The following is a 24,884-nucleotide window of genomic DNA, read 5'->3' on the forward strand; positions in this document are numbered from 1 at the left end:
CACTCCCACCAAACTATTTTGATTTTTACCTTTTAACTTTTGAATTAAATAACTACATTTGCGCTCTTGTTTTTAAAACAACGAATACAATAAAACAATCATGAAAAGAACGTTCCAGCCTTCGCAAAGAAAAAGAAGAAATAAACACGGTTTCCGTGAGCGCATGTCATCTGCTAACGGCAGAAGAATATTAGCAGCAAGAAGAGCTAAAGGCAGAAAAAGACTGTCAGTATCTGACGAAGGCAAGCATAAAGCATAGTTAACGCTGCATTCTCCTTTGCAGGGGCTTGAGCCGTGGTTATGTAATTAGTTTTCGGTTCAGCATCAGCAAAATATGTATACTTTTAAAAAAGAAGAACGGTTATGTAATAAAAGGCTTATTGATGAGCTTTTTCATAACGGTTCTTCTTTTTTATGTTACCCCTTCAAAGCATCGTGGCTGCTGGTTGATAATGCAACCCAAACCACCGCTGCACAGGTATTAATATCGGTTTCAAAAAGGCGTTACAAACACGCTGTGGACCGTAACCTGATAAAACGCCGCCTGCGCGAAGCTTACCGCCTGCAAAAACAACAACATCTTTATGATCTGCTTACCAGTACCAATAAAAAGATAGTACTGTCATTAGGCTATATAGGCAAGCAGATAGAACCCTTCGATCTTTTCGAAAAAAAGATGCTTAAGCTTTTAAAACAGCTGAGTGAACAGCTTGCCAAATGATGTTCATTTATAACATATTTAAGGCCATTATAGGCAGTATCTTTGTTTTACTGATAAAGATATACCAATACTTTATTTCGCCGCTTACAGGAGCATCTTGTCGCTACACACCCACTTGTTCGCAGTATGGTGTTGAAGCCATAAAAAAACACGGAGCATTTAAAGGCGGATGGTTAACTTTGAAACGCATTGCCAGCTGCAACCCCTGGGGCGGCCATGGGCATGACCCGGTACCTTGATTAAGTCAAAATTCAAAAGTTCAAAGTCAAAAAGCAAAGCTCTTTACTTGATACTTGATACTAGCTACTTGATACCAACTAAAGCTACTTGATACTAAAAAATGATCCTACAAATTGAAACCGCTACCACTGTATGTTCAGTTGCCCTGGCAAAGGATGGGCAGGTTATAGCTTACAGGCAGATCAATCAACGTAATATACATGCCGAGGTGATCACTGTTTACATTGATGAATTACTGACGGCAGAAGGGCTTACTTATGATAACCTTGATGCTATAGCCGTTAGTTGCGGCCCAGGTTCATATACGGGCTTGCGCATCGGTATATCAACGGCCAAAGGTTTATGCTTTGCGTTAGATAAACCACTTATAGCTATCGAAACCTTAGAGGCAATGGCATATGGTGTTATCAATGATGATCAGATCATTAATGGCGACATGCTGCTATGCCCCATGATAGATGCCCGCCGTATGGAAGTTTACACCGCACTATTTAACAACAAAGGCGAAAGAATACAATCAACAACAGCCGAAATCATTGACGAAAACAGTTTTAGTGAACTGTTGAAAAACACTAAAATCTTATTTTTTGGCGATGGTGCCGATAAATGTATAGCAGTACTGGGCAACAATCCTAATGCGCAATTCATACCTGATTTCACCAACTCGGCCACACATCTTACACAAAAAGCTGCTGAAAAATTTATAGCTAAAGATTTTGAAGATGTGGCCTATTTTGAGCCTTATTATCTTAAAGATTTTGTTGCCGGCAAAAAGGCAGTATAACTCTTAGTTATTTTGTAATGATCCTGCATGCGGGTTAAATATCTTATCCCACATGCGGCCTAAAAAACCTTTATTGTCATCCTCATTTATCGGGATATAGCTTGCATTCATCGGGTGCTCAATAATCGGCCCGAATTTAAATGAAACTCCTACATATATATCAGCCCCGGTAAACGAACCATACTCGTTTATTTCCTTTTGCGACCCCATACCGGCAAGTATTAATCTGCCGCTTTGTAAAAGCTTATCCGATCCAATAAAAAACTCAGCATTAGGCGATTTTATCATTAGTTGCCCGCCAAGGTTAAACAGTTGATTATTGTCATATGACATGGAAACCGTTGCTGTATAATTTTGATAACTCACAGGATTAACCAGCACTCCAGTAAAGCCATTATAAAATAACTCTTTTGAGGCAATTAATGTAGGTGAATAGCTTACTGCATTATTATCACCCAACCAATATAATTTGGACACGCTCAGTTCGGCTGTTCCATCAAGTGGGGTGGTATAGGATATATCCTTCCCGTTATTATGCATCGCCGAAATAAAAGCATCGTAAACATTGCTTTCCCTTTCAGGAGTTGAAAGCCCTTTAATAGTTGTTTCGTTAGCAACCGAAAAATTATAAATCCTCATTAAATGGCTCCAATGAATAAAACCAAGGTCCTTTATATTACCTTGTATAATATACCCATCTTCAGTTTTATATGTTGTACCGATACTTGCCGTTAAACCCGGATTAAATATAGGTATTGCATTTATACTACGTGTTTTACGATAAGTACCGCCTAAATATAATGCCGCGGTGTCGGCCTTTTTATTAAAGTTTATTTTCGACTGGTCTATATTAACTGTTGCATCATATATCCCGGTTACATATCCCAATTTTATACCAAAAGCAAATTGTTTAGTCACCTGTTCACGATAAGTAAATCCGCCCTGCCCATAAAGCTGATAATTGTATCTTGAATTAAGTACATTGGTATAGGAACTATTAGGAAAATCAGTAGCACCATTAAGCAACGCTACATTTTCGTCGGTAAATGCCCCTCTGAAATTGCCTTTAGTTTGTATAAAAAATCCCAATTCTGAATTCCCATTTAAGCTGGTGAAGACTTTAAACATCAGGATATATGCATTGGCATTTGCGTTTATATTATTATAATTATTACCCGATCCTATTTTCAGGAGGTCGTTTTTATAGTAACCATTATAATATCGGTTTTTAAGTGTTTTCTGTGCATCACCGGTCAGGAAAAAATTACCGTCAATATTTGGAATCAAAAAGTTAGAAGCATACATCCGGCTTGAGTCGGGTATAAAACTTCTCTGCGAGGGGTTTTCAAACGAATCAAATAATGTACCGGTATTGTATTGTGAGTAGGTTTGGGCAAATAGTTTTGTTGTAAAGAAGAAAAATAATAATAAAAACAGTACTGATAGTTTATTCATAAAGGTTGTTTCTCGCGCGCCAAAAATAATTCAATAACGCAGATTATACCATTGCGCTATAAAATATTATCATTAACAAAATGTAACAATTGTATGCATTTTAACTCCTGGTTATTATTTAACCACGGCAGTATCAATATTGTTTAGTTTCATGCAAAAATTTGTGTAGAAATTTTTATCTGCAGCGCTAAACTGGTACGATGCGCCATAAAAATTCTTCCAGCCGGGTTCACTTTTTTCAAGCGAATCATAGAAACCATTGTTCAGATCTTTTTTTAAGACCGGCAGGGCGTTTTTAAAATTGATAAAAAAGGCAATATTGCTCCTTTCAGACAGGAGATCATTAAACTGGTTATAATTATCTGTTTTACTTATAAATTTACGATTGATATAGGAATCATAATAACTGGTTAATTCCTCAGCGGTATTGGCCAATATCAAATAGTTATCCACTATCATAAAGTACGGCCGCCGGAAAATGCTGAAAGCATCGCCCAATAAAAAAAATGGCAGTTTATTATAATTGAACTGGCCCGAATTACCTGAAACCATATGGCTGATATTCACCATAAATGGCCGCAGCTTTGAACCATCTTTTAACGATATAATGGCATACTTTTCCTGGTAGCGGGTCGTCACTATCGCAAACTCATTGCTGAGCAGATTAGTAAATTCAATTCTTAAATTCACCCCACTTTCAGCGGTTAACTTATTAAATATGGAGTCTTTCTCCTTTTTTATGCCTGCTTTAATGTGCCACAATGCAAGGTCTTTTTCAAACTTTAATGGGTCTGATACCGAAAAATTAGTGCTATAAGCCGTAGTTGAAGGGAAAATATCTTTTAAATGATTAACAACCGGCTGCTGTCCGGCAAATAAATTCAGATAGCTTAATGGTTCATCAGTTTCAATGGTGGTAATGCCATTGAACATAAAGGCATCGCTCTTATAATTAAGGCTTAAAACCGACATCGCGGGTAGTAATTTAAAACTGCGCAGTACATCGGTATTCTTATTTTTAAACAGCTGATCAAACAGCGGCTGTATCTGGCTGTAATTTACATACAGATCAGCCAGGGAGTTATTGTTTTGTCTTTCTGATAACAGCACAAAATCCTTTCGGTCGCTTTTAGGTTTATAGGAGGCCGCCTGTTCAGCCAATTCTTCAGAAAAGCTTCCCGAAAAAATATCATCTTCTTCGTTAACTACATAAAAGCGCTTTTTTATAGCATTTATGTAAATGTTATAACCCGGCTTCCCCCCTATCCGGGTTGATGTAATTATTAAACCATTGTGTTGCTTTTTTGCCAGCTGGTTCATCATTACAGTATCAAACCCCTTACCTGCGGCCATGGTTAACAGCAGGTCGGCATCCTGATTTTTTAAGGGATGCAGGGAGATGAACACATTCTGCCCATCAAAAAACTGCTGTAACAAACGGTTATTCAATAGTTCAACGCGCAGGGTATCAATATTATTGATCTTTTCCTGCCCGATAACAGACTCTAAAAGTTTGTTCTGATTAAAGATATCATAAAAGCTTTGTTCGTTGTTAAATTCAAATATTAATGCAGCATCATCCGGTATGGTGGCCATCAACTGGCTGGTATGCGACCCCGGCGTATTCAAATTTTTAAAATATACAACCGTAATATATGCAGCAGCTATCAGTAAAATTAAGGTGGTAATTACCAGTTTTTTCATTCAATAATTAATAATGCAATTTAGATTTTTAGCTGATAAAAAGCACTAAATATCGCTATTGCTTTTTCCATAGCGATGGGTTTAAAACCCATCGCTATGTTGTTTAAGAAAACGAGCCCTTGTGCGATTCCCCTCTTGAGAGGGGTGTAGGGGTGTGTCATTATACATGCGGAATAACACACCTCTGCAGCCGCACTGTCAACGCCCCCCTCTCAAGAGGGGAATCTTGATATTTCGAACATGCAAAGTTTTAAACCCATCGGTATCCCGATTAATATTTTAACGCATTCCCTTCGGATTTTTACCATGTGTCAATAAAGTAATACATTCAATTGGTTAACTTAGCCTTTTATCTCCTGATGAACAAACAAATCATAATTACAGCGTCTGTTTTTGGTATGCTGGCTGTTATAGCCGGCGCTTTTGGGGCGCACGGTTTAAAAGCTTATTTAGATGCTACGCAATTAGAAGTATGGCATACTGCAGTACAATACCAGTTTTATCATGTTTTTGCTTTGCTGTTTCTTTCAACATTTGCACACACCAAAAATAGGTTAATTAATGCCAGCTATTACCTTTTTACTTTAGGTATCGTCTTTTTTTCAGGGTCATTATACCTGCTGGCCTGCCGCGATCTGATCGGTTTAAGCTGGCTGTGGATAATGGGGCCTATAACCCCTATTGGCGGCTTGCTGTTTATTATTGGCTGGGCAACGCTGGCTATGGCCGCTTTTAAAAGTAAATGAGCACATCCATGTTAGAATTTGCCCAAGCCGAACATACCGACAGGGAAACACTTTTTGTAGAGGTGATATTGCCTTTGGCGATAGCGAAAAACTACACCTATCGTGTCCCTTATGAACTCAATGACAGCGTTGCCATTGGTAAACGCGCCGTTGTGCAGTTTGGTAAAAGCAAGCTCTACACCGCTATAATAGCCGGCATTGGCAAACAGGCCCCCGAAAAATATGAGGCTAAATATTTAGTTGAAATTTTGGATGACAAGCCCGTAGTAACCCATGAACAGCTACATTTTTGGTACTGGTTGGCCGATTATTATATGTGCAATGTTGGCGAAGTAATGAGCGCCGCACTACCATCGGCCTTAAAGTTGGCCAGTGAAACCAAGATCATGCTCAACAAGGATTTCCCTGTCGACCGTAGCACTTTGCACGATAAGGAGTTTTTGATTGTAGAGGCTTTGGATATCCAACCCGAACTAACCGTAAGCGACATCGTGAAACTGCTCGGTCAAAAACAGGTGATGCCGATATTGAAATTGCTGTTCGAAAAGAACGTTATCAATATATCAGAAGAAGTTAGCGAGCGGTATAAACCCCGCAAACGTACTTTTATTACGCTGAACCCTTTTTATAACGACCCGGATAACAGGCGGGAACTGTTTGGCATCCTTGAGAAAAAAGCACCAAAGCAGGCGGATGCAGTATTAGCTTATATTAAACTATCGCGGCAGCAAAAAACTATCTCAAAAAACGAGTTGATTGAAGAAAGTGGCGCGGGAGCAGCAAGCATTAAAACGCTAATTGAAAAAGAAGTCTTCATCCCGGAAGAGAAGAATGTAAGTCGCCTGTATTTTGAGGAAGAAGAAGCCATCAATAACTTCGAGCTAAGCGAACAACAGCAGGAGGCCTTAAAAAGCGTCAGCGATCAGTTTGCTGAAAAGGATGTGGTATTGCTGCATGGCGTAACCTCATCGGGCAAAACACAAATCTATATCCGACTGATCGAGGAGATGATCCAAACCGGCAGGCAGGTACTTTATCTGCTCCCGGAAATAGCGCTTACCACGCATATTATTGAACGGCTTCGTGTGTATTTCGGTGCTAATATTGGCGTGTACCACTCCCGCTTTAATGATAATGAACGTGTGGAAGTTTGGCAAAAGGTATTGAACAATGAATACAAGGTGGTGCTGGGCGCTCGCTCATCGGTATTCCTGCCGTTTAATGATTTGGGCCTGATCATTGTTGATGAGGAGCACGAAACATCGTACAAACAATTTGATCCTGCACCACGCTACAATGCACGTGATGCAGCTATTTTTTTAGCCAATATGCACGGAGGCAAAGTGCTGTTAGGATCGGCTACCCCATCGTTTGAAAGTTATTACAATGCCCGTACCCATAAATATGGCTTTACTGAACTAAGCGAACGCTTTGGCGGCGTTGAAATGCCCTTAGTAGAGATAGTAAGCATAGCCGAGGAAACCAAAAAGAAAACTATACAATCGCACTTTACCAGTGTGTTGATTGCAGATATACAGCAGGCTTTAGCCAATAAAGAGCAGGTGATCCTGTTTCAGAACCGCCGTGGTTATGCCCCGGTTTTGATGTGCAAAATGTGTGCCTACACGCCAAAATGCATTAATTGCGACGTAAGTCTAACTTTTCACAAAAGCAGTGGTAAACTACACTGCCATTATTGCGGTTACAAGGAGGATTCACCTACTATATGCCCGGCTTGTGGATCAACTCACCTGGAATATAAAGGCTTTGGCACCGAAAAGGTGGAGGACGAACTGAGCCTGATCCTCCCCGATGCCCGCATCGCCCGCATGGATTTGGATACCACCCGCTCGCGTAACTCTTTACAAACTATCCTGAACAACCTGGAAGAAAAGAAGATCGATATTCTTGTTGGCACACAAATGGTTGCCAAAGGCCTGGACTTTGCTGATGTTACCGTTATAGGTATCATTAATGCTGATAGTCTGCTCAAATTCCCGGATTACCGGGCCAATGAGCGCAGTTTCCAGATGCTGGCACAAGTAAGCGGCAGGGCTGGGCGCAGAGGCAAGCAGGGCAAGGTAGTTATCCAAACCTATGATCCCGGTCATCGGGTGATAAAACAAGTGATTGAGAACGATTATAAGGATCTGTATTTTACAGAGATGACGGAACGTAAAAGCTTTAAATACCCTCCGTTCTATCGTCTTATTAATTTAGATATAAAACATAAAGACCCGGAGGTATTATACCACCAGGCTATTTATCTCGCAAAAGAGCTGCGCAAGCATTTTGGTGATGAACGGGTAATTGGCCCGCAAGCGCCATTGGTTAGCCGGATCCGTAATTTTTACATCCAATCCATCCTGCTAAAATTTGAAAAGGATGCCATATCCATTAATAAAGCAAAAACTGTTATCAGGGATACGATAACACAGTTTCAAACCACTAAATTGAGCAAGGGCAGCATAGTTCAGCCTGATGTTGACCCTTATTAATATATTAGCATGAAAACTCATCAATATAAAACAAACCTTACGTGGACCGGCAACCTGGGCAAAGGAACAAGCGCTTACCGTGATTACAGCCGAAATCATGAACTCAATACCGGAAGCAAGCCATTGGTTCCCGCTTCGTCTGATCCTGCCTTTCGCGGCGATGGCACCAGGTATAATCCCGAAGAATTACTGGTCATGTCGATCTCATCATGCCATATGCTATGGTACCTTCACTTATGTTCAGAAGCAGGCGTTATTGTAGTTGATTATACCGATGCGGCAACAGGCACCATGACAGAAACCGCCAATGGTGGTGGCCATTTTACTGAGGTTACGTTACATCCACTTGTTATTGTAAATGATGCTGCTATGGTTGACAAGGCAAATGAACTGCATCATAAAGCCAACGAATTATGTTTTATAGCCAACTCGTGCAACTTCCCTATACTACATAAACCTGTTTGCGAAGTACTAAGTAAGTAAACATAGCTTCACTAGTCTCAAGTCAAAAGCCGAAAACGACGAAATACGGCTTTAGACTTGCGACTAACAACTATTGACTTGATACTAACGCGTTTCTACCGCATCCAGTTCAATTTCTGTAAAGCCTGGATCCTTTGCTGCAGGGAGCTGACCACAATAAAACCTGGTTGCCAGTTTGTGATAAGCAATATGTACTTTTAAATTGTTTATCATGTATTTAGCCGGAAGATCAGGAACACTGAAAGTACTGTCGGGCGAATCTGTTTGTATAAGCCAGCCGCAGCCATCTGCTGCCGACGAGCCTGTGTTTATAATAGTTGCATCAGCATTTATAATATTAGTTGAGTGATCGCTTTTTTTGCAGGATAAAATTGCGCAAACAGATAATGTCGAAATGCTTAAAATTGACTTGTAGAATAGGTTTAGTTTCATTCGGTTATAATATATATTAGATGGTACGGGGCAAGTAGCTGCTACGCTACACATAGTCTGATTTATCCTGCAAACATCTTTGGCTAAAGCCCTAATTCAAATATTTTTATCCGTTGGCTAAAGCCAACGGCAATGAATATAATGCAGGCTAAATCTTGTAGCAGCTATCATCTCATTCATTGCCGTCCCATTTATGGGACGGATAATATTAGAATAAAAGTGGCTTTAGCCAAAATATTAAACAAGCAAGTCAATATGTATAAATCCGCTTATAATTTTAACCTGCTTACTTACATCACCTTAAATTTACCTATGTGATTAGCATTACCTAAATCCTAAAAATGATAGTAAATTAGCCATGCAATGGCATACAAATTCACCGATAACTATAAGGAACAGGGCGCACGTAAGAAACTGGTTGAGGTATTAAGAAAAAAAGGAATTGCAGATGAAAAAGTACTGGAAGCCATAGGCCAGGTAAAACGCCATTTCTTTTTTGATGAAACTTTCTGGAACCAGGCTTACAAGGATATCGCTTTCCCCATAGGTGCCGGGCAGACTATATCACAACCTTACACCGTAGCCTATCAAACCGAGTTATTGCACATCCAAAAAGGCGACAAAGTACTGGAGATCGGTACCGGCTGCGGTTATCAAACCTGTATCTTATTAAAACTTGGCGCAGTAGTTTATACCATTGAGCGACAGGAACAACTCTATGAACGCACTTCATACGTTTTACCAAACATCGGCTACAAGCCCAATTTCTTTTTAGGCGATGGCTCAAAAGGCATCCCCGAACATGCACCCTACAACAAAATAATAGTAACCGCGGGGGCACCCGTTATACCCGAAACACTACTGCAGCAATTAGCCATCGGCGGTATCCTGGTCATCCCGGTAGGTGATGAAAAATCACAAAAAATGGTAACCGTATTAAAGGTTGGTGAGTATGATTATGAGGAAATAGTATTGGATACTTTTAGATTTGTGCCGTTGGTGGGTGATAAGGCGTGGTAACCCCCCAGCCCCCTGAAGGGGGAGTTTTTGATAAGCGTATTCTTCGCCTTGCACTTTTGCTCCCCTTTAGGGGGTCGGGGGGCTGAGCTTACCTTTTCATCGCCCTATCCATCTCCACTTTAGTATCACGTTCTTTCAAAGTCTCGCGCTTATCAAAAGTTTTCTTACCCTGTGCCAGGCCTATTTCCAGCTTAGCAAAACCACGCTCGCTGATGAACAAAGCAAGCGGCACAATGGTCAGGCCTTTTTCCTCGCCGCGGGTTAGGAGTTTTTTAAGTTCTTTTTTATTGAGTAATAACACACGATCACGCTTGGCCTCGTGGTTGTAGAATGAGCCGTAGGAATACTCTGATATATGCAGATTTCTTACATACAACTGCTCATTTATAAAGGTGCAAAAAGCATCATTAATGTTTGCCTTACCCTCACGGATGGATTTTATCTCGGTCCCCAACAGTTTTATACCAGCTACATATTTATCCAGTATGTGGTACTCAAAATAGGCCTTCTTATTCTTTATATATATCTTTTCCTCAATCATTACACTGCAAATATGCGAATAATTTTGTTTGTCCTGTTCTCCCCACCCCCTTTGCGCGCAGCGGAGAGAGGGTCGACCAGCGTAGCGTAGTCGGGGTGAGTCAACACCGCCAGTGCATTTACGCCTTATCGCCCGTATAGTTAACTCACCCGGTCTTTGCTTCGCTCGACCACCCTCTCTATCGCAAGCGATAAAGAGGGTAAAATCAGAAACTCCCCCTTTAGGAGGCTGGCGGCCTCTTCACCACTAACACCGGCACATTCACCATATGCCTCACCCTATTCACCGTTGTGCCAAATATCAGATCCTTAATCACTTTATGCCCATGTGAGCCCATCACTATAAAATCAATATGGTCATTATTCACTATTTTGGCTATAGACGCTGCCGGAGCACCATATCCAATTTTAGGCGAGGCTTTGTAACCCAACTTCTTTAACGCATCTACATACTTATCTAAATTATCCAAATCACTTTGCGTTTCCTGATCCATCACTTCATCACCATAATACCTGGCACCTGCCGTTTCAACAACGTGTATCAGCGTGTAATCGGCATGCTTACCTCCCTGCATTATAGCATGCCTTATGGATTCCGTATCATTCTGTGAAAAATCAATAGTTACGGCTATATGGTGATATTTAATAACATCAAGCTCATCAATAACCGTAGCCAGCCCATGCGGTACATATTTAGGCTGATATTTATGTTTAAAAAATATTGGGCGAAAAAACACATATATCAACAGCAAAGCAATACCTATAACTACGGGAAACACCGCTATATATATCCAAAGCGCTGCCGTAGGCGATGCTTTTTCCCAATCGCCTAACTGCTGATAAACCAATTGCGCGTTTAGTCCCACTATTATAATTGCACAACCCCAGGCTAATATTTTCACCACCGGGCCAATAGCAAAGTTACCCATCTTTTTACGGTCGGACACAAAATGTATCAACGGTATAACCGCGAAACCCAGTTGCAGGCTCAACACCACCTGACTTAAAATAATCAGGCTACCCAAGCCTGTTTCGCCGAAGTAAAGTATAGTAAAAACCGCGGGCACAATAGCTAGTACACGTGTCAGCAATCGCCTTAGCCATGGCTCAATACGCAGGTTAATATGGCCTTCCATTATAATTTGCCCGGCAAGCGTTCCTGTTATAGTTGAACTTTGGCCCGATGCAATCAATGCAATTGCAAACAATACCGGTGCTAACGAACCAAATATGTGCTCCAATAATTTATAAGCATCCTGTATCTCGGCAACCTGAAAATATCCGTTTGTAAAAAACGCGCTGGCCGCTAATATAAGTATGGCGGCATTTACAACGAAAGCAACATTCAGGGCAATTAGCGTATCCCATATATTAAACTTAATGGCTGATTTTATTCCCGCATCAGTACGGGTTATTTTACGGGTTTGTACCAGCGATGAATGCAAATACAAGTTATGTGGCATCACCGTAGCGCCAATTATACCGATAGCCAGGTATAATGAGCTCCCGGTTAAGCTGGTTGGTATAAAGCCCTTGGCTACCTCCACAAAATCGGGCTTTACAATAAACATCTCCACCAAAAAAGATAAGCCGATAACAAATATCATTGATACAATAAAGGCTTCCAGCTTGCGCATGCCTTTGTTCATTAAAAACAGCATCAGCACCGTATCAGTTATGGTAAGCGATACGCCCCATATCAGCGGTAAATGAAATAACAGGTTCAAGCCTATCGCCATACCAATAATCTCCGCCAGGTCACAGGCCACTATGGCTATCTGTGCTAGTATATAAAGGCAAAAGTTAACAAAGCGGTTATAGCTGTATTTTGATGCCTGCGCCAGGTCGAGCCCTCGCACTATGCCCAGCCTCGCGCTTAATGATTGCAGCAACAGGGCAATTAAATTCGATGCAAACAGCACACATATCAGCTTATAGCCAAACGCGCTGCCTCCTGCTATGTCGGTTGCCCAGTTGCCCGGGTCCATATAACCAACGCTCACTAAGTACGCAGGACCAATAAAGGCCATGAATTTACGCCAACCGGTTTTATTCTCGGTAATTACTGAGCTGTGCACACTGCCCAATGATTCGTTATGCTGATCGGTCATAAGGTAATTAGTAAATTATTGGCAACCTCGCGGCTGATGTGTATTTCCGAATCCTCTATCTCCAAAACCATTGAATGGTCGTAAGTATTAATTTCTGTCACGGTTATTTTCTTTCCTATAGTTAATTGTTGTTTTTCAAGATATTGCAGAAAGCCGGGCGAATGATCCCGCACTCCCGAAATTACACCTGTAGCATTAACACCAATGGTTGATACAGGCTGCAGGTCATGCTTTTTAAATTGTCCGTTGCTGTCTGGTATCGGGTCGCCATGCGGGTCGTATTTTGGGTAGCCCATAAATTTATCCAGCCTGTCAACCAGCTCCATTGATGATATGTGCTCCATCTCCTCGGCCATTTCATGCACCTCGTCCCATTTAAAATCCAGCTTCTCCACCAAAAAATATTCCCACAAACGATGTTTTCTGATGATATGAACAGCAATTTTTTCACCTGCCGGAGTAAGGCTTACCCCCTGGTAACGGGTATAGTTAATGAGCTCTTTATCCGCCAGCTTTTTAAGCATATCCGTTACCGAAGCGGCACGGGTATTTATTGAAGCTGAAATCTGGTTAGTGCTCACATTTTCACTGTTCAGCGACAAGTGATAAATGCATTTTAAATAATTTTCTTCGGCTAACGTGCTCATTTAAGCAAATCTAATTATAAATTTAGACAAGTCTAAATTTTATGACAAAAAAATTTATTTCTGTTAAAAGTAATTTTCAAAAAATTTTATTCTGTGAACTAACTTAAATCTATATTTGCATCCATTATGGCAACAGAACTCGATAAAATAGATTTACAGATTCTTAAGATCCTGCAGGAAAATGGCAGGATCACTAACTTACAGCTTTCCAATGAGATAGGCCTATCACCAGCGCCTACATTAGAGCGTGTGCGCAAGCTGGAGAACGCCGAATATATTAAAAGTTACCATGCCCTGGTTGATGAAGAGAAGCTGGGCCTGGGTATAAAAACATTTATACAGATATCGCTGGATTTTCATCAGAAAAACACCATCCAGACTTTTATTGATGAGATACAGAACATTAAGGAAGTAACCGAATGCCATCACGTAACCGGCCAGTGCGATTTCCTGCTAAAAGTTTATGTACGCGATATCAAATCATATGAGCAGCTCATCATGGAAAAAATAAGCCGCATCACCGTGGTTAAAACGTTCCAAACCATGATGATCATGTCAACCAGTAAAAAGGAACCGATAGTACCGTTGGAGTATTAAGCCCCCTCCGCCCCCTAAAGGGGGAACTTTTGATTAGCATATTTGCTCCTCCCCCTTTAGGGGGTCGGGGGGCTGATCTGCCAATCAATCTCCCTCTTCCCTTCCTTTTTCAATATCTCATTCGTTTTTGAGAAATGGTGGCAGCCGAAAAAACCATTACTGGCCGAGTATGGCGATGGATGGGCTGCCTTTAATATATGGTGTTTCCTTGCATCAATCAGCTCGCTTTTGTTTTGCGCGAACTTTCCCCATAACAGGAATATGATACCTTCCTTCTTTTCGCTAATCTTGTTGATCACGGTATCGGTAAAAATCTCCCATCCGCTTTTCTGATGCGAACCGGGGCTGCTTGCCCTAACAGTTAGCGTGGCGTTTAACAACAGCACGCCTTGCTCAGCCCATTCGGTAAGGTCGCCGGTTTCGGGTATGGTAAAGCCAGGAATATCTGTTTGCAACTCTTTATAAATATTTTTTAGCGATGGCGGCGGATTAATCCCTTTTTGTACCGAGAATGATAACCCATGTGCCTGGTTAGCACCATGGTATGGATCCTGCCCCAGTATTACAACTTTCAGATCTGTAAACGGGGTTTTCCAGAAAGCGTTAAAAATATCGCTGCCTTTGGGATATATTTTGTAGCCAGCTTCCTTCTCTTCCTTTAAAAACTGCTTCAGTTTTATCATGTAATCTTTGTCAAACTCATCGCCCAAAACCTGCAGCCATGAGGGTTCCATTTCTACCGCCATAAATATTAATATAGATGTTGATTTATGGTGCAAATTAACGGATATTTGCACTCAGTTTATTGCATTTCAAATTATGTCAAATATTTTCAGATTAATTATAGCCTGTGTGTTCTTTGGCGGTGCCGTTGCACTTTGTGCTACCGGCTCGTGGTGGTGGGGCATACTGGTATTACTTTTAGGTGGTATTGTATTACTTAGCTTTTTCTTTAACGAAAACATGATTATAGCACAATGGTTTTTGCGTAAAGAACAAAATGAAAAAGCCGAATTATGGTTATTAAAAATTAAGGATTACGAAAAGGAACTGAACAAAACCCAGCATGGCTATTATAACCTGCTTATCGGATTGATAGAATCGCGCAAAGCGCCTTTAAAATCAGAGAAATACTTTAAAAAATCACTGCAGTTAGGCATGAAGATGTCGCACAACATCGCTTTGGCTAAACTAAGCCTGGCAGGTATATCAATGGCAAAACGCAACAAGCGCGAAGCGCAGATGTACTTATCTGAAGCCACTAAGGACGATAAGAACAAATTACTTACCGAGCAGATCAAAATGATGAAAGCCCAAATGGCGCAAATGGATAAACAGCAGGTAGTAAGGGGCGGATATCGCCAGTTCTAAAACAGGCATCCTCAATAAAATATAGAAAGGCGCAAAATATTGCGTCTTTTTTTATGCCCGGAAAATTTAAAAAAGGATGTAGAGACGCAACACTTTGCGTCTTTTTAGGATAAATTCTACGTAAACACGTAGAGACACAATATATTGTGTCTTTTTTTTAATATAGCGGTTCGGAGACGCAATGTATTGCGTCTCTACAAAAAATTAAAACGCTATTATTTTTCGTCTATCGAGCTGTAATATTCAGGCTCTGATGAATTACTTTGACTGGTAATTATACGCCTGTCAGACATCATCATATTGTTATGATCATCAGCAGGGTTTGCCACTTCAACCATTTTTAATAAGCTGCGAATAAACGACAGGTTAAAATTTTGCCTGTTTAGCTTTATTAAATATTCGTTTTCTGTAATTTCGAGAATTGAGTTAGTCATGATATAATTATTGTATATTATGTGTTGATAAAAATAAACAACATATTTTTCACATAAGTTTGTTTCCTTTTAAGGTTTCATTAACAAATTGTTATTAAAATTAATTAAAGTAATTATCCTGTTTAACCCTGCCTGATGAAAATTACCACCTATCTGTTTGTGCTCTTTCTCCCATTTTTTTCATTTAGTCAGAACACCTCCATATCTCATTACAAAATATATAATACACACAGCAAAAAGCTGATCTCTATTGACAATATCATAAATGAGATGACCGATGCTGATGTCTTATTTTTCGGTGAAGAGCACAATGATTCTACAGGGCATCAGTTGGAATTAATATTGCTTAAAAATTTAGCAGAAAAATATCCGCGTAAAATTGCCTTATCAATGGAAATGTTTGAGACAGACAGGCAAACAGTTTTGAACGAATATTTGAAAGGACTCATCAGCGAAAACAATTTTACAAACGATGCCAAAGCCTGGCCAAATTATGGCGACTATCGTCCGCTGATAGAACTGGCTAAAAGCAGCAACATACCAGTTATAGCAGCAAATGCGCCATCACGCTATACCAGTATGGTTAACCGACTGGGATTAAGCAGCCTGCGACAGTTGGACACCATTGGCAAGAGTTGGTTACCACCCCTGCCTATTGATACCGCTACAGGACCCTACTATGATAAATTTGTGCAAATTATGGGCGGCCATGCCTCCATGCCCGGCATGCAGATGTACCAGGCACAAAATTTATGGGATGCGACCATGGGCTGGTCGATAGCCCGGTTCACGAAGAATCATCCCGATTATAAAATACTGCAAATAAACGGCGGTTTCCACAGCGAAGAAAAGCTGGGCACGGCCGCACAATTATTAAAGTATAACCCAAAAGCACGCATAATAAATATTGCCGCTTATGCCGATGACAGCTTCGATAACCCCGATTGGGCCAAATTCAGCAAAATGGGCGATTATATTATACTAACCGACCCTAAGTTACCGAAGACATTCTAAGAAGAACCGGGATTTATAAGATTAAATTGATTTGCAGGATGTATGCCCTTCGGTATATAAACTTACGAAGTTTTGAAAACTTCGTAAGTTTCTCTTAAAGAGATTCTAAAAGCTACAAGACTAATGAACCAGTGAGCAAATGAACTATTTACTTTTAGCAAGCAGGTCTCGGATATCGGTAAGTAACAGCTCTTCTTTTGTTGGTTCCGGATCAGGTACGGGGGCTGGTACAGGCTCTTCCTTCTTCATTGAGTTCACGCCTTTTACTATCAAAAAGATACAGAATGCTACTATTACAAAGTCGATAATATTGTTTATAAATAAACCGTAGTTAATTGATACGGGCGGCTTCTTACCCACTGCATCTTTTAACGTATAATGAAGATCTTTAAAGTCGATACCATCAAGCAGAACACCGAGTGGTGGCATTATAATATCGGTTACCAATGAGGTTACTATTTTACCAAAAGCGGCACCTATTATAACACCCACAGCAAGGTCAACAACACTACCGCGATTAATAAAATCTTTAAATTCCTTTACTATTGACATAAGATTGGTTTTAATTTGATTAAAGTTATTAATAAAAAAACAAGAAAGCCAAACAAATAGTACTTTTTAAACTTTTACAACTTTATGCAGCATACTGTAACTATTGTTTAAAGTTATTGTTAATTACTGTATTTTTGCGCTATCTAATTTATGCTTAAACAGAATCTTCAACAAAAACTTTTACAAAAGCTCTCACCGCAGCAAATACAATTTATAAAATTGCTGCAAGTACCTACGGTTTCATTAGATACCCGTATTAAAGAAGAACTGGAAGAAAATCCCGCGCTTGAAGACCTTAGTTTAACCAACCTGAACGAGCCTGAAGAACAATATCCCGACCGCGATCCCGATGAAGATAACTACAACGGCGATGAAGAGAAAGGCGAGATGGATGAGTTTAATATTGATGATTATTTACAGGAAGACAACGTAAATGATTACGGATCGCGCTATGACCAGAATGGTGATGATGAGGACGAACGTAAAGAGATACCTATTGCGGTACAAAGCTCTTTTTTTGAAAGTCTGCAGGCACAGCTTGACCTGCTACCGGTTTCAGATAAAGATTTCAGAATAGGCAAACAAATAATAGGCAGTTTAGATGATGACGGCTACCTGCGCCGCCCTATAACTTCACTTACCGATGATCTTGCCTTTTCGCAAAACGTAATGGCCGAAGATGAGGAAGTGGAAGAAATGCTGGCCGTAATACAAAGCTTTGACCCGCCGGGTGTTGGCGCACGCAGCCTGCAGGAGTGCTTGCTGATACAACTGCGCAAAAAAGACCCAAACGACCCAATCGTTAAAAAAGCTATACTGGTAGTTGAGCACTACCTGGATGAGTTCACCCGTAAGCATTACGATAAGCTGGAGAAATCATTAAACATGAACTCCATGGAGCTGCGTGGCGTGGTAAATGAAATATTAAAGCTCAACCCAAAACCAGGCGACTCAAACGAGGTGAACACCAAGCAAATGCAGGTGATCCCCGATTTTCATATCATTAACAGCGATGGGGTGCTTATACTCACCCTCAACTCAAAAAACGCGCCTGAGTTAAGGGTAAGCCGATCTTACCAGGAAATGTTTCAACATTATGATAAAGCTTCACAAAGAGATAAGAAACTGAAAGAGGCTGTACAATTTGTAAAGCAAAAGCTAGATTCGGCAAAATGGTTTATTGATGCTATAAAACAACGCCAGCAAACCCTGTTGAAAACTATGAACGCCATAATGCAATATCAATACGATTTCTTTTTAACCGGCGATGACAAGAATTTAAAGCCGATGATATTGAAAGATATTGCCGATAAAATAAACATGGATATTTCAACAGTATCGCGTGTGGCTAACTCAAAATATGTACAAACAGAGCATGGCACATTCCTGTTAAAATCATTCTTCTCCGAGGCGATACAAACCGAAAGCGGTGAGGAAGTATCAAACAAAGAGGTTAAAAAAATACTGGAAGAACACATCGGCAAAGAAGATAAACGCCACCCATTGGCCGACGAAAAACTAACCGACATACTAAAAGAAAGCGGCTACAACATAGCCCGCCGTACCGTAGCTAAATACCGCGAACAGATGAACATCCCGGTAGCAAGGCTGAGGAAAGAACTTTAGCCCCCCAGCCCCCTAAAGGGGGAGTAATAATAATAAAGGCCCTGTTTTAAATAAAACAGGGCCTTTATTGTATGATGAAAAATAGTAAATCAAAAAGTTCCCCCTTTAGGGGGTTAGGGGGCTAAAACGTGTGCTGTGGACAAGTAACCTTATATCTGTTATTAAGCAGTAGGCTTAGCACAATTTCATGCGTACCATTACTTACTGTATTTAAGGCAGATGTGGTAATATCATAAGAATAACCTACATTAATAAGCGAGCTGATATTAAAGCCTGCCAGTATACCGAATGAATCGTTATGGCGATATGAACCTCCTACCCAGAATATGTCCCTGAAAGATACTTTCATGTTTACATCATAAGTTAAAGGAACAGGATTTATCTGTTTTATCAGGAATGAAGGCAGCAATGTAAGGTCATCGGATAAAAATAACTTATAGCCAGCGGTAAAAAAATAATGGGGCACAGTTTTACTCTGGTCGTATTTATTATTAGTGCTGAAATATAATTTCTCAGGCAATACTTGTTGTACCGAAACACCAAAATAATAATCTGATGCATATGCCCATACACCTAAATTCAAGTCGGGGCTCCATTGGGCATTATTTGCATTATCAACTGCAGGGTCAAAAGCGTTTTCAAGTGTAAGTTCCGACGTATTTAAATTGGTACGGGCAACACCTGCCGCAACACCTAATGACAGGTTAAGCCTGCTTGTTAAACCAATATGATAAGCGTAAGTAGCATCAATATTTGTAGTGGTGATAGGGCCTGCTTTGTCTGATACCAGCATAAACCCAATACCGTGATGTGCCGGTGCAGCCTGATAGTTTTGTGTATATGACCTGCTCATAGGGTCTTCTCCGCCACCCGGCGGCATTTCGGTAGCATCGCCATTTAAAAACTCACTGCCAAGCGGTGCGCTTAATGTTATGTAACTGGTTTGTGGCGCTCCCTGCAAACCTGTCCACTGGCTGCGATAGCCGGCTTTAACATCGGTATAGTTTTCAATACCGCTGAGCGCTGGGTTTAAAAGAAAATTATTGAAGACATATTGTGTATACTGCGGCTTTTGCTGTGCGGATGCCAATTGTATAATCGAAACAAAACAAATTAATAAAAGTAACTTTCTTTTCATTTATCTAATAATTGCTACATACCCAGCAATAGCCTTACGCCATCCTCAGGATTTATAATATACTAATATGTCCCTATAGGTAAAATAGCGCCTTTATACTTCCCATCCCGTGGGATAGGATAACCAATTGACGAATATAACTTTTCTCCGTATCGGTTGTATATGTCTACCTTACAATTTGGATAATTTTCTATATATATTTTATCTTACAGGCACTATTTGCATTAATCCCGCAAAGAGTACACTATTATTCCCGGATAAACCTACCCCAAATGTGTAATAGTATGATTAATTGCTCCAGCCGGGTTTACGGCTTGTACGCAAAAAACAGCCATGTTGTTGTTACTGAAGCACAATTAATGGAAAAACTTGTATTGAATTTGCTTTTATTGCTTACTATATTATCCTAACCCTTCCCTAACTCTTTACCCTCATTTTTATTGCTACGATAGCAGTAATCTTATAATTATCTTTATAATCGCCACCCAGCCCGACATTATGCCGGTGCCATTTTCCAGATCTAAAATAATATCAGGCCTGCCTAAACAGACTAAATATTGGAATTTAAAAGCCCATTATTTTTATCTGATAATAGCCACATAACCCGAAACAGTATCTTGCCCGTTGCCCGGGTTAATAATATAATAATAAGTACCAACGGGCAAATTAGTGCCATTATATTTCCCATTCCATGGTATTGGGTAACCAACTGATGTAAACAGCTTTGTACCGTAGCGGTTGAATATATTAACCGTACAATTGGGATAATTCTCAATATATCTAATATTCCAGGTATCGTTAATACCATCACCATTAGGGGTAAACGTATTTGGTATTACTAAACCAGCAGCAACTACATTTAAAATTCCTGGCAAATAAGAAATGGTATAATTGGGAGACTCCGCCCCACTTGCTGTAATAGGATATTCACCAATGGGCGAGGTTATAATTGCAGTTGTTGTAATTAATGGCTGAATAGCTAATTTGGCAGCCGTTTCATTATTTACAAATCCTGTATATGTTGCAGTTAAAGGTGGATTAGCTGTTCCAAAAGTTCGGGTTTTGTTGTCAGCTTTTATAGTTAACGGTGCTGGTAACACAGCTCCGGTAGCAAGTACATTTGCTGATCCGGCCCCTGTACTACTTAAAACAATATTACCTGAATAACTATTAACCGGCGTAGTTGCTGTTAATCTAACATAAACTGTAGTTGATGCAACATTCCCGGCTGCGCCAACTGTAACAGTATTACTAAAATGAATATCGTCAGTACTTACCTCAAACCCTTGTGGAGGTGTAACCAATATACGCTCTTTTAAGTTATCTCCTGATACTGTAAAACTGCCTGATGATGATGGTATGCCATAGTTGGTGCTTAGTGGCGGTAAATTACCATTTGCAGTAATAACAATATTTGATGGATCTACCGTAATAGTAAATGTTGCCGGCGGTCCTGTACAACCTGTACCGGCTACAATAAACTTACCAAAGGAACTTGGCCCCGGTTCAGTTTGAAGAACTTTAGATACTGTATTATTAGCAGTATTAATTATCGACACTGTATTAGTTCCATTGTTTGCAACATATACCTGGGCTCCATCGGGGCTTACATCTACACCAAAAGGATCGGTACCTACCGGTATTGTTGCTATTACAGTATTTGTTACTGTATTAACCACCGAAACAACGTTTGCCTGTGAATCTGTTATATACAATCTTTTGCCATCAGGCGTCATTGATATTCCAAAAGGATAAGTGCCAACCTGTATGGTTGATGTAATCGTGTTAGTAGCGGTATTAATAATTAACAATGCATTTGAACCGGTATTTACTACGTATAATAAACTACCATCCGGACTTAATATTATTCCGCCCTGCGAAGTGCCAACGGGTATTGTGGCTATAACTGAATTAGTGGCAGTATTAACTACCGAAACACTGTTAGCGGTAGGGTCGGAATTGGTTACATAAACCCTGCTGCCATCAGCGCTTATTGCCAGGCCTACAGGTCGTGAACCTACTGTAATTGTTGCTTCAATTTTGCTGGTCGCCGTATTTACCACTACAATATCATTTGCTAATGTATTGGTTACATACAGGCGACTGCCATCAGGGCTTACTGCCATGCCAAAAGGAGTGATTCCCACCGTTATAGTTGCTACAACTGTATTAGTATAAGTACTGATTACTGATACATTATTACCAAGATAATTTGATACATATACTTTACTCCCATCAGGACTTACCGTTACGCCTTGCGGGTAAAGGCCTACAGGTATGGAAGCCTCTACTTCGTTTGTTACTGTATTAATAACCGAAACACTGTTAGCATTGGCATTTGCTATATATGCAATTGTTAACGACATTGGAGTTACCTTTAAGGTAGCAACAATTGGGTTCTTAGTATTATTAATCGCTGTAAATGCTGATATATTCCCTATACCGCTTGCAGGCAGGCCGATACCGGGTGTGTCATTAACCCAAGTAAAGCCATTACTTGTACCAGTAAAATTTACAGGCTGTGAAAGTTCGCCGCTTGTAATCTTTTGGGGAGCCACAGCATTTACACTTGGTAATTCATTTACTATACCTGTTACCGCCACTTTTTGCCCCGTTACTCCAGTTGAAGTTAATGTAACATCACCTGCAATATTGCCTACAGGCGCTGTTGCAATCGAGCGTACATATACTACAATGTTATTTACTGTTCCATTGCTTTGATTGATAATTAATCCACTTGAATAACCGGTATTGGGCGAAAACGAGATTTCAAAGTTAGCTGGAGCCGCGGCAACAATATTATCAGATAAGCCACTGCCTGAAACTGTAAATTGCTCGATATTTGGACTTGCCGAAGCACTACCTGCACATGCACCTATTGAGCCTTTAACTACAGTTGCTACAATTGGTACAAATATTGTTTTTTGATAAACTGATGAACAACCATTAACGTCAGTTACCGTTAAAGTAACAGTATACTTGCCTGGCTTTGCATATAAGTTTGTTGGATTTTCTAAAAATGAGGTTTGCCCATCGCCAAAATCCCAGGCCCATGATTCTATTGTAGCTGTTGAAGTTGACTGATCAATAAATGTTGTGGCATAATCAAGTTGCGTATTATCCACGTCGAACTTCGCAACAGGTGGATCTGTTATTTTAAAGTCCACTTGAATTTGTTGTGTTGAACCACATTCATCAGTACTGGGATCAAATACAGTTGCGATCACGGTATGATCACCACTGTTAAAATTGATCGGGCCTTTAGAATACAGATAGTGATATATAGTTTGCGAGCCATTTTGTGTGGTACTGGCTATTACAGGATTATTTTGCTGATAGGGTGTGCTCCCATCCTGCAGATCCCAGGTTATACTTGTGATTTTGTACGGTACGGTAAGCTCCAGATTATAGTTAACATCCGTACAACCGTTTACCTGTAAGGTATTATTTTGCGGGTTTTGTAATGTGATGTTGGTATTTAAATTTTGCAGATTAGCTCCTGCAGCATATCCATATGATTCAGCCTGGCCAAAACCATAGGCAATAGCGTTGAAACCATTCGCGGCAATTAGCGTATGCGTTCCGGATGCAGCGGGTAGTTGAGCATAAGAATATGATTCATCACCAGGTACACGGGTAAACGCTGACGCATAATTTTGGCCATCAAACCTGAATGTGGGCACATCACTTGTTTTAATGGTTACATTAATATAGCTATGAAGTATTTTATAGTTACTGGTTGAAAATAGTGTTACGTTATTTACAGTTTGTTCAATCGGTGTTAAAAAGATCATTTCCGGATCACCTATATCGTTCTCATCAGTCCCGCACGACTCAGTATCAAACTGTGTAACAGCATATTGCACAACCTGTATGGGCTGATCGGCAGTAATAACCTGGGGGGTTGTAGCATTAAACTCATAATAAAACCCGTTAACAAACAAATTGGCTGCCACTGCCTTGCCATTCACCTGTACATTGGTAGCAGGATTACTCAAAATTATCCTGAATACATCATAACTCCTGCCTGCAAGCGGCACAGTTATATAATTTTCGCCCCATGACGCTGTTGGATATACCTGCTGAAAAAGATTATCAGACGATATCTGCGAAGCATTACAGCCAATCTCAATCCGTGAACTGCCGGAAAATACTGCAATTTTTGTACATGGTCCCGAACCTGAACTAATAGAGCGTATGCGTGTACCGGAAAGATCCTTATTTGCAAGTCCCTGGTACACCTGGCCTTTTTTTAGTGTAATCGTAAAAGGAGTATTTGCAGCTGTACCATCAAGCAGGTTTACTGAAGGTGTAATTTCAACTGTAGTGTTATCCTCGGTTGCAATAACCATAAAGGTAGAATAGGCTACTTCATTAGCTTTTTGAGTATAGTTAATGGAATAATAATCCTTACCCATGGCATTTACAGGCAGTAATAAAGTTGCTCCTGATGATTCATTTGCAAAAATATGTGCGTAAATGGCTATCGGCTGTAATGATGTAATATGGATTCCTTCATTAAATGTCCCTTGCGAACTTATATAGGTGCTCGCTGGCATAGTTAAAACAGTAACCTTGTTAGCTGTAACGGTGAAAGGTGTTGGGGTATTTCCATCAGAAAACGTAACAGTGCCCGAAGTATTTACGTTTGATGTGATATACAGATCCATTTGGCTGCCAGTACTGGTACCGGGGGGATTGGTATTGGCCATGTAAGCGGTCCAAAATTCCGTGCCCATGCTTGTAGTACCCTGCGAATAACCGTACAAAC

24 protein-coding genes are annotated in these 24,884 nt (G+C 40.3%); 12 read left to right on the forward strand and 12 right to left on the reverse strand.

Going from position 1 to position 24,884, the window contains the following annotated elements:
- Nucleotides 1-100: 100 nt before the first annotated feature.
- The 4 genes from rpmH (at nt 101) to tsaB (ending at nt 1,745) form a co-directional block, all read left to right on the forward strand.
- A complete protein-coding gene (rpmH, locus tag BLU33_RS16235; RefSeq protein WP_091375262.1) occupies nt 101-259 on the forward strand; it encodes a 50S ribosomal protein L34 in 159 nt (52 codons plus the stop codon).
- Between the two features lie 75 nt (nt 260-334).
- Nucleotides 335-721, forward strand: coding sequence for a ribonuclease P protein component (gene rnpA / locus BLU33_RS16240; protein ID WP_091375265.1), 387 nt, complete (start codon nt 335-337; stop codon nt 719-721).
- A complete protein-coding gene (gene yidD, locus BLU33_RS16245) occupies nt 718-960 on the forward strand; it encodes a membrane protein insertion efficiency factor YidD (protein WP_091375269.1) in 243 nt (80 codons plus the stop codon). The genes rnpA and yidD overlap by 4 nt, the downstream gene beginning before the upstream one ends.
- Before the next feature lie 101 nt (nt 961-1,061).
- Nucleotides 1,062-1,745 (forward strand): tRNA (adenosine(37)-N6)-threonylcarbamoyltransferase complex dimerization subunit type 1 TsaB, encoded by a 684-nt coding sequence (gene tsaB / locus BLU33_RS16250; RefSeq protein WP_091375273.1) that lies wholly within the window; start codon nt 1,062-1,064, stop codon nt 1,743-1,745.
- Nucleotides 1,746-1,748: 3 nt separating this feature from the next.
- Here the strand turns inward: tsaB and BLU33_RS16255 are convergent, their stop codons facing one another.
- A complete protein-coding gene (locus BLU33_RS16255; protein WP_091375277.1) occupies nt 1,749-3,200 on the reverse strand; it encodes a DUF5723 family protein in 1,452 nt (483 codons plus the stop codon).
- 114 nt (nt 3,201-3,314) lie between these two features.
- The gene (locus BLU33_RS16260; protein ID WP_091375280.1) at nt 3,315-4,904 is read right to left on the reverse strand and encodes a hypothetical protein; all 1,590 of its coding nucleotides are present in this window, start codon (nt 4,902-4,904) and stop codon (nt 3,315-3,317) included.
- Nucleotides 4,905-5,263: 359 nt separating this feature from the next.
- Here BLU33_RS16260 and BLU33_RS16265 point away from each other — a divergent pair, with 359 nt between their 5' ends.
- Genes BLU33_RS16265 through BLU33_RS16275 form a run of 3 tightly spaced genes read left to right on the forward strand, consistent with a single transcriptional unit; the run spans nt 5,264 to nt 8,631 of the window.
- Nucleotides 5,264-5,650, forward strand: a complete 387-nt coding sequence (locus BLU33_RS16265) for a DUF423 domain-containing protein (protein WP_091375282.1) — start codon at nt 5,264-5,266, stop codon at nt 5,648-5,650.
- 8 nt (nt 5,651-5,658) lie between these two features.
- Complete coding sequence (gene priA, locus BLU33_RS16270; RefSeq protein ID WP_091380665.1) at nt 5,659-8,148, forward strand: replication restart helicase PriA; 2,490 nt, start codon at nt 5,659-5,661, stop codon at nt 8,146-8,148.
- A 9-nt stretch (nt 8,149-8,157) separates the two neighbouring features.
- Nucleotides 8,158-8,631 (forward strand): OsmC family protein, encoded by a 474-nt coding sequence (locus BLU33_RS16275; protein ID WP_091375287.1) that lies wholly within the window; start codon nt 8,158-8,160, stop codon nt 8,629-8,631.
- An 84-nt stretch (nt 8,632-8,715) separates the two neighbouring features.
- Here the strand turns inward: BLU33_RS16275 and BLU33_RS16280 are convergent, their stop codons facing one another.
- Nucleotides 8,716-9,063 carry a hypothetical protein gene (locus BLU33_RS16280; RefSeq protein WP_091375290.1) on the reverse strand — a complete coding sequence of 116 codons (348 nt, stop codon included), beginning with the start codon at nt 9,061-9,063 and terminating at the stop codon, nt 8,716-8,718.
- 363 nt (nt 9,064-9,426) lie between these two features.
- Between BLU33_RS16280 and BLU33_RS16285 the strand changes: the two genes are divergently transcribed.
- Nucleotides 9,427-10,083: a protein-L-isoaspartate(D-aspartate) O-methyltransferase gene (locus BLU33_RS16285; RefSeq protein ID WP_091375292.1), complete on the forward strand. Its 657-nt coding sequence runs from the start codon at nt 9,427-9,429 to the stop codon at nt 10,081-10,083.
- An 88-nt stretch (nt 10,084-10,171) separates the two neighbouring features.
- Here the strand turns inward: BLU33_RS16285 and smpB are convergent, their stop codons facing one another.
- The 3 genes from smpB to BLU33_RS16300 all read right to left on the reverse strand — a co-directional run bounded on the left by smpB (nt 10,172) and on the right by BLU33_RS16300 (nt 13,381).
- On the reverse strand, nt 10,172-10,624 hold the full coding sequence (smpB, locus tag BLU33_RS16290) for an SsrA-binding protein SmpB (RefSeq protein ID WP_091375295.1): 453 nt from the start codon (nt 10,622-10,624) through the stop codon (nt 10,172-10,174).
- Between the two features lie 220 nt (nt 10,625-10,844).
- A complete protein-coding gene (locus tag BLU33_RS16295; protein WP_091375298.1) occupies nt 10,845-12,734 on the reverse strand; it encodes an Nramp family divalent metal transporter in 1,890 nt (629 codons plus the stop codon).
- Nucleotides 12,731-13,381 carry a metal-dependent transcriptional regulator gene (locus tag BLU33_RS16300; protein ID WP_091375300.1) on the reverse strand — a complete coding sequence of 217 codons (651 nt, stop codon included), beginning with the start codon at nt 13,379-13,381 and terminating at the stop codon, nt 12,731-12,733. The genes BLU33_RS16295 and BLU33_RS16300 overlap by 4 nt, the downstream gene beginning before the upstream one ends.
- 126 nt (nt 13,382-13,507) lie before the next feature.
- Here BLU33_RS16300 and BLU33_RS16305 point away from each other — a divergent pair, with 126 nt between their 5' ends.
- The gene (locus BLU33_RS16305) at nt 13,508-13,978 is read left to right on the forward strand and encodes an Lrp/AsnC family transcriptional regulator (protein ID WP_091375303.1); all 471 of its coding nucleotides are present in this window, start codon (nt 13,508-13,510) and stop codon (nt 13,976-13,978) included.
- A 56-nt stretch (nt 13,979-14,034) separates the two neighbouring features.
- Here the strand turns inward: BLU33_RS16305 and ung are convergent, their stop codons facing one another.
- Nucleotides 14,035-14,724 carry a uracil-DNA glycosylase gene (ung, locus tag BLU33_RS16310; RefSeq protein ID WP_091375305.1) on the reverse strand — a complete coding sequence of 230 codons (690 nt, stop codon included), beginning with the start codon at nt 14,722-14,724 and terminating at the stop codon, nt 14,035-14,037.
- Between the two features lie 73 nt (nt 14,725-14,797).
- Here ung and BLU33_RS16315 point away from each other — a divergent pair, with 73 nt between their 5' ends.
- Nucleotides 14,798-15,349 carry a hypothetical protein gene (locus tag BLU33_RS16315; RefSeq protein WP_091375308.1) on the forward strand — a complete coding sequence of 184 codons (552 nt, stop codon included), beginning with the start codon at nt 14,798-14,800 and terminating at the stop codon, nt 15,347-15,349.
- Nucleotides 15,350-15,564: 215 nt separating this feature from the next.
- Here the strand turns inward: BLU33_RS16315 and BLU33_RS16320 are convergent, their stop codons facing one another.
- On the reverse strand, nt 15,565-15,783 hold the full coding sequence (locus BLU33_RS16320; protein WP_091375311.1) for a hypothetical protein: 219 nt from the start codon (nt 15,781-15,783) through the stop codon (nt 15,565-15,567).
- Nucleotides 15,784-15,918: 135 nt separating this feature from the next.
- Here BLU33_RS16320 and BLU33_RS16325 point away from each other — a divergent pair, with 135 nt between their 5' ends.
- Entirely contained in the window at nt 15,919-16,797 is an 879-nt protein-coding gene (locus BLU33_RS16325; protein ID WP_091375313.1) for a ChaN family lipoprotein, read from the forward strand.
- A gap of 144 nt (nt 16,798-16,941) precedes the next feature.
- Here the strand turns inward: BLU33_RS16325 and mscL are convergent, their stop codons facing one another.
- A complete protein-coding gene (mscL, locus tag BLU33_RS16330) occupies nt 16,942-17,349 on the reverse strand; it encodes a large-conductance mechanosensitive channel protein MscL (RefSeq protein WP_091375315.1) in 408 nt (135 codons plus the stop codon).
- 150 nt (nt 17,350-17,499) lie between these two features.
- Between mscL and rpoN the strand changes: the two genes are divergently transcribed.
- Entirely contained in the window at nt 17,500-18,975 is a 1,476-nt protein-coding gene (gene rpoN, locus BLU33_RS16335; protein WP_091375318.1) for an RNA polymerase factor sigma-54, read from the forward strand.
- 121 nt (nt 18,976-19,096) lie between these two features.
- Here the strand turns inward: rpoN and BLU33_RS16340 are convergent, their stop codons facing one another.
- The 3 genes from BLU33_RS16340 to BLU33_RS16350 form a co-directional block, all read right to left on the reverse strand.
- A complete protein-coding gene (locus tag BLU33_RS16340; protein ID WP_091375322.1) occupies nt 19,097-20,113 on the reverse strand; it encodes a PorP/SprF family type IX secretion system membrane protein in 1,017 nt (338 codons plus the stop codon).
- 62 nt (nt 20,114-20,175) lie between these two features.
- Nucleotides 20,176-20,313, reverse strand: coding sequence for a T9SS type B sorting domain-containing protein (locus tag BLU33_RS25695; RefSeq protein ID WP_091380669.1), 138 nt, complete (start codon nt 20,311-20,313; stop codon nt 20,176-20,178).
- Nucleotides 20,314-20,694: 381 nt separating this feature from the next.
- A complete protein-coding gene (locus BLU33_RS16350) occupies nt 20,695-24,852 on the reverse strand; it encodes a T9SS type B sorting domain-containing protein (protein WP_157682183.1) in 4,158 nt (1,385 codons plus the stop codon).
- Nucleotides 24,853-24,884 lie beyond the last annotated feature (32 nt).

It is taken from the genome of Mucilaginibacter mallensis, assembly GCF_900105165.1.
Taxonomy (GTDB): Bacteria; Bacteroidota; Bacteroidia; order Sphingobacteriales; family Sphingobacteriaceae; genus Mucilaginibacter; species Mucilaginibacter mallensis.